Here is a 6,315-nt window from a genome sequence, read left to right on the forward strand (position 1 = left end):
TTTTATTTGTATTTCTTTATTTGGTTTTTGCATTCACAAGTTTTTTATATTGGTCTGCGAAATGTGGTTTCATATATGTTATCTGCCAGAGCCACCTTAGTGACGATTATTCTGCTGCTCATATTGCCGACATCAAGCGCCACTATCATCCATGGAATTGTATACGAGTGGTCCACTTTCGAGCCACTGGACAATGCCCTGGTGGAAGTGAACTCCACACCTGTCCAGTTCAGGGTGGCTACATCTGGTGTGTATTCCTTCAACCTGCTGCCCGGGGATTACCTTATCAAGACCAGTTATTACACAAATGATACCCTGGAGTACTATGCAGAGGATAATATCACGGTGACCGACCTTGAAGGGGACTATGTGTTCGATATCCTGCTGTTCCCCCTGCAAAACGAAGGTGAAGATTTCCCTGATGAGGATATTGGTAACATTTCCTATGATATCAAGGAAAATACCCTTCCTGCATTTGACTGGACATATTCGGCAGGTTCACTGCTGGTGTTGTTCTTTGTGGTAATGGCGGCATATTACCATTACAGGAGCAGGAAGGGAAATGGAGAAATGGAGGCCTGGACCGAGTCCGAACCTGGTACGAAAGGTGAACCTGGATTCGACCCGGTGGCTGAACAGCAGCCTCAGCCCGTGCCCGGGACACCTGAGTTCAAAACCCTGCCTGATGACCTTAATGAAGTACTGGGAATCATCCGGCAGGCAGGGGGCAGGCTCACCCAGAAGGAGCTGAGAAGTAAACTGAGATGTTCCGAAGCCAAAGTGAGCCTGATGGTCACCGACCTTGAGGACGGGGGGCTGGTGCGTAAAGTGAAGCAGGGGCGGGGGAACGTGATACTGCTCAACGGCAGGTATTGACTTAATGGCAGATTATAATTTTTTAATTCCACTATCACAACCATGGACTGGATATCACACATCATCTTCGGCCTTGCCTTAACAAGACTGGCCTACATGAAACGCCAGCAGGAGTGGGAAAAATACCGCACCACTATATTATCGATAGCCATCGTCGCCAGCCTGTTCCCCGACCTTGATATCCTCACCACCCACCGCAGCGAAATACACGCACCGCTGGTGCTGGCGGTACTGGGAGGAGTCATCGGTATAGTCTATCCCGTATCACTCAGAGCACTGCTGTCGGGTTTCTTAAGCCACAGCCTGCTGGATATCTTTCTGTTCGACAATTCAAAAGGTACCATCAGGCAGATAATAGACATTGCCATCACCAATGACACGGCAGCCAGTGAAGTGAATGAAGCGGTCGTAACGGGAGTTGCAGCCAATGGGATCATGTTATTGTATCCGCTGAGCCGCAAGATGTACTACATCCTGCTTACCGAAACGACCTATGCATTTGTTGCAATGCTGGTCTTGTGTATTGCTGCCATCACTGTGTATCTCACCCGCTCTGGTACTGACAAGTATCGATAACTATTATTGTCCCTGCTGCATTAAGACAGTTCAATGTCCAGAGTTGCAGTAGGCGGAACATTCAATCCCTTACATGACGGCCACAGAGCCCTGCTTGCCAGGGCATACCAGTTAAGCAAAGGTGGGGAACTCTTGATAGGCATTACTTCAAACGAGATGGCAGGGAAAAAGTACCACGAAGTAGAAGACTGGGAGGTAAGAAAACAGGAGGTCACGGATTTTATGCAGGAAACCTTCAATGCAAGTCCCTTTATTACCAGGCTGGACGACCCGTTCGGTCCTGCCATAGATGAGGATTTCGATTACCTTGTAGTCTCTCCCGAGACCGAACCCACAGCCCACATAATAAATACCCGGCGAACTGAACAGGGAAAAGAACCCATCAGCATCGAACTGGTAAAGTATGTCCTGGCTGATGACGGACAGCCAATCTCCTCAACCAGGGTGTTACAGGGGGAGATAGATATTCACGGCAACCTGCTGCAACACCGATAATAATATTTATCTTGTGGATGTTTTGTGTTCACACTTCAATCAAGGTAATACCATATTTCATACTTCAAGAGGAACATTATATGTCTCTAACACAACTGCCGAAAGAGTACAACCCGCAGGAGGTCGAACCCAGGTGGATGGGAGAATGGCACGATTCTATGAACTACTTTGACTGGGACAGCAAAAAACCCCAGTATATCATCGATACGCCACCCCCCTATCCAACAGGCAATTTCCATATAGGCAATGCACTGAACTGGTGTTACATAGATTTCGTTGCCCGATACAAGCGCATGCGCGGGTACAATGTGATGTTCCCCCAGGGTTGGGACTGCCACGGCCTGCCCACCGAAGTGAAGGTAGAAGAGATACACAAGATCACCAAGAACCAGGTGCCACGTGCCGAGTTCAGGCAGATGTGCGAGGAACTGACAGCAGGGAATATCGGGAAAATGCGCGATACCATGCGCCGCCTGGCGTTCAGCATTGACTGGAGTAACGAGTACATCACCATGAAGCCGGAATACTACGGCAAAACCCAGCACTCCTTTGTGCAGATGTACAATAAAGACCTGATATACCGCTCCGACCATCCCAACAACTGGTGTCCAAGATGCGAGACCGCTATCGCTTTTGCAGAAGTTGAATATGATGCAAGGCAGACCACGCTGAACTTTTTCCATTTTGATGAACTTGACGTGGCTACCACCAGGCCCGAACTATTGGCAGCCTGTGTGGCTGTGGCCGTGAACCCTGACGATACGAGGTACGGACAGTATATTGGCCAGGAGATCGAGGTGCCCGTATTCGGTCATAAGGTGAAGGTGCTATCGGATTCAGGGGTCGATCCCAAATTCGGTACCGGGGTGGTCATGATATGTACCTTCGGCGACAAGCAGGACGTCAGATGGTGGGCTGAACTGGGCCTTCCCCTGCGTAAAGCTATTGACAAGCAGGGCATGATGACCTCAATTGCAGGGAAGTACGAGGGCATGTCCCTGAAGGATTGCAAAGAGGCCATTACCAGGGACATGAAGGATGCGGGCATCATCTATAAGCAGGAGACCCTGGACCAGAATGTTGGTCTGTGCTGGCGCTGTAAAACGCCAATTGAAATACTGTCAGAGCGGCAGTGGTTCGTGAAAATAGATGCAGACGACATCATCTCAAAATCATCAGAGATCAAATGGGTACCCCCGTATATGGAGGTCAGGCTCAAGAACTGGACAGGTACCATGGAATGGGACTGGTGCATTTCAAGGCAGCGTATCTTTGCAACGCCCATCCCGGTGTGGTACTGTGATGAATGCGGTGAGGTAATGGTGGCTAAAGAGGAATGGCTGCCCCTGGACCCCAACCTCTCACAGCCGCCCGATGCCTGTAAGTGTGGTTCAACGTCGTTTTTGCCTGAGCAGGATGTGCTGGATACCTGGATGGACTCATCCATTACAGCCCTGAACGCTGCCGGCTGGTTGTCCCGGGATGATGTGAGGTTGCCTACCCAGTTGCGCCCACAGGGACATGATATTATCAGGACATGGGCTTTCTATTCTATCCTGCGCGCCAGTGCCTTAACGGGTCTGAGACCGTGGGACGACATTATGATAAACGGTATGGTGCTGGGTGATGACGGCCATAAGATGAGCAAGAGCCTGGGTAATATCGTGATGCCGGAAGAGGTCGTTGTACAGTACGGCTCTGACGCTTTCAGGCAGTGGGCCGCTATTGGCGGGTCTACCGGGTCCGATATCATGTTCAGCTGGAAAGATGTAGTAGCTGCGAACCGGTTCCAGCAAAAACTCTGGAGCATTGTACGGTTCTGCATGCCTCACCTTGAGGGTTTCCAGTCTGGTGAGGTTCAGTACAGGACCATTGACCGCTGGCTGCTGAGCAAACTGAACATCCTTATCAGGGAAGCCACTGCCAGCATGGATGCATACCAGTTCGACGAGACCTTGAAGAATATCAGGGGTTTTGCCTGGGATATCCTGGCAGATAATTACATAGAACTCGTAAAATCCAGGCTGTACGGCGACGATACCGAAGCAAAGCGGGCTGCTCAGCAGACCCTGTACGTAACCGTGGATGCTCTGGCAAAGATGATGGCTCCGTTCATTCCTTACTTTGCAGAAGAGGTGTTCTCACAGTTGCATGACCACAGCGTGCATACTGATGCATGGCCCGGCGTGGACGAATCTGCCATTGACGCAATTGCCGAGGGGTCAGGCGAGCAGGTGAAGGAGATTACCGCTGCCATCAGGCGCTTTAAATCTGACAAAGGTATGGCATTGAATGCACCCATGAGTCAGCTCAGGATATACGGGCGTATCGAGGATGTGGCTGATATTGCCGGAACGGTGAACGCCAAAATAGATATAATGGCAGGAGAGCCCGAATTCGAGTATAGCGTGAGCGGTTTGAAGCCGGATATGGGTGTGATCGGCCCCAGGTTCCGTGATAAGGCCGGAGCCATCATAGGTGCTTTGAAACGTGCTGATGCTGCAACCATAGCAGAGCAGGCAGCGGCAGGAGCAATATCTATCGAAGCAGGAGGCGAGACAATAACACTCGAACCTGATTCAGTGGCATTTGAGCGCGAGATATTATCAGAAGGCCATGCGGTTGATGTGCTGGAGGTAGGGGATGTGATGGTCGTGATTGGAAAGTAGGATTTTTTTATTCTGATAAATTAAAAAAGCTCCAGATCCCCCCAGGTCTCGGGTTCATACGGGTCTGCTCCCGGCGGCCATACCCCGGCGGCCATACCCCGGTTGCTGCACCGGGCCCCCAGTCGATAACGGCAAAGCCCAGGGTTGCCGGCATTTGTGTGATATAGATATCGCCGGGTTCATCGTAATTGACCGGTATCACCCATTCCTGCACCCATAAACCGTCAGAATAGTTGCCTAAGAGCATACCGTTTTCTTCTTCTGCTGTCCCGCCGTCATAGTGTGCATCGGCAAGATTGCTGGGTCCATACACCTCTGCGCCGTTGTATTTGTAGTCGTCCCTTCCTGTTGAAAGATCGTGGTCGTGGGTGGTGCCGTCCTGCTCAAGGCGTATGTCCATGGAGTTCTGCCACCGGGGGCCGCCTTCCCATTGGAGGAGAATGTACAGGTTCTCATAATCATGTTTGGAGGCCATGGTATATGGCACACCCCTTACATCGAAATGTATGGATTGTTCCTCATCCCAACCGTCCTCTGATGTGTAGTATCCGTCTACAACGGGTGGCGTGCTGTAAGGTGATATGAGGATCGGGTCTATAAGTGTATTATCTGGAAACTGCTGGTCGTAGGTGTTATAATTACTGCCATACGGGGGCGGGGTTCCGAATGACCCGGATTGTTCCATGACATATATCATTCCCAGCATAAGACCCATCAGGAGCAGGAACAGTACTGAGGGGATGCCGACTACTGCCAGGACCACTCGCCTCATTGATAGTTGGTGGACCTCTGCGAATCCCACAAGGAGTAGGTAAAAACTATAGACCACTAATGCCAGTATGCTCACCGCGACAAAGAATGCCATTATTTCGATGCCGACCCCCTCCAGGCCTGTTATCTCCAACAGGTAAAAGAACAGCACGCCGATGAGGGTCAACGGGAGCACGACATAGGAGATTGCGAGGTAGTAACAGAATACTCGCAGCGTGGCTTCAATGCTGCCTTTTGCACCGCATATCATGAGCATGAAGTGATACAGGATAGCGTTTATTGGGAGGGATATCACCATGCTGATGACAGAGTACAGGATAACGGCCAGGATTATGATTATCGTGAAAACCAGGTCCGAATTCAGGGGAATGAGGGGAGCCCATGATACCATCAATATGGCTGCATACAGCAGCGATACGATGAGGATGGTCAGGAGCGCAAAGCCCATGGGTTCATTGAGGCCGGCTGATACGGGCATGTCCCTGTAGAACTGGCGGGGCTGGATGATGACACTGCGGACAGTGGCGAGGTAGTTTTTCAGGTACGTTTTTGCCGATGACATTGTATGAATCTATTGGATTTATTGTATTTAAAAATTTGTGGTTTAAAGTCTAATTTTTTATCTGGTAAATCCATTTCTTCCTTCATTTCGTGAATTTTTACGGTTATAAAAGCTCCAGGTTCCCCCAGGTCTCAGGTTCATATGGGTCTGCTCCCGGCGGCCATATTCCTGTAGTAACTCCCGAATCTCAATAGCCAGCCATCGTGTGAAGGAAAAATCAGGACCGAGGATATGATGACGACTGCATACAGAATCCCTATCATCAGGATGGTCATGAAGGTAAAGTTCAGGGGTTCTTTGAGAGAACCTGACACGGCTATGTCCTGGTAGAACTGGCGGGGATGGGTGATGACGCTGCGGTCGGTG

6 protein-coding genes are annotated in these 6,315 nt (G+C 50.3%); 4 read left to right on the plus strand and 2 right to left on the minus strand.

Annotation, left to right across the window (positions count from 1 at the left end; all coding sequences use genetic code 11):
- The first annotated feature begins 75 nt into the window (after positions 1-75).
- The 4 genes from K0A89_00880 (at position 76) to K0A89_00895 (ending at position 4,616) form a co-directional block, all read left to right on the plus strand.
- The gene (locus K0A89_00880; GenBank protein MBW6517044.1) at positions 76-876 is read left to right on the plus strand and encodes a hypothetical protein; all 801 of its coding nucleotides are present in this window, start codon (positions 76-78) and stop codon (positions 874-876) included.
- A 42-nt stretch (positions 877-918) separates the two neighbouring features.
- Positions 919-1,452: a metal-dependent hydrolase gene (locus tag K0A89_00885; protein ID MBW6517045.1), complete on the plus strand. Its 534-nt coding sequence runs from the start codon at positions 919-921 to the stop codon at positions 1,450-1,452.
- A gap of 33 nt (positions 1,453-1,485) precedes the next feature.
- Positions 1,486-1,947, plus strand: a complete 462-nt coding sequence (locus tag K0A89_00890) for a phosphopantetheine adenylyltransferase (protein MBW6517046.1) — start codon at positions 1,486-1,488, stop codon at positions 1,945-1,947.
- 80 nt (positions 1,948-2,027) lie between these two features.
- On the plus strand, positions 2,028-4,616 hold the full coding sequence (locus tag K0A89_00895; GenBank protein ID MBW6517047.1) for a valine--tRNA ligase: 2,589 nt from the start codon (positions 2,028-2,030) through the stop codon (positions 4,614-4,616).
- A gap of 7 nt (positions 4,617-4,623) precedes the next feature.
- On the opposite strand, the gene K0A89_00900 is transcribed toward K0A89_00895, so the two are convergent.
- Positions 4,624-5,949: a YIP1 family protein gene (locus K0A89_00900; GenBank protein ID MBW6517048.1), complete on the minus strand. Its 1,326-nt coding sequence runs from the start codon at positions 5,947-5,949 to the stop codon at positions 4,624-4,626.
- Positions 5,950-6,086: 137 nt separating this feature from the next.
- On the minus strand, positions 6,087-6,315 hold a 229-nt coding region (locus K0A89_00905), incomplete at its 5' end, for a hypothetical protein (protein MBW6517049.1).

This window comes from ANME-2 cluster archaeon (assembly GCA_019429385.1).
GTDB lineage: Archaea > Halobacteriota > Methanosarcinia > Methanosarcinales > Methanocomedenaceae > Methanocomedens_B.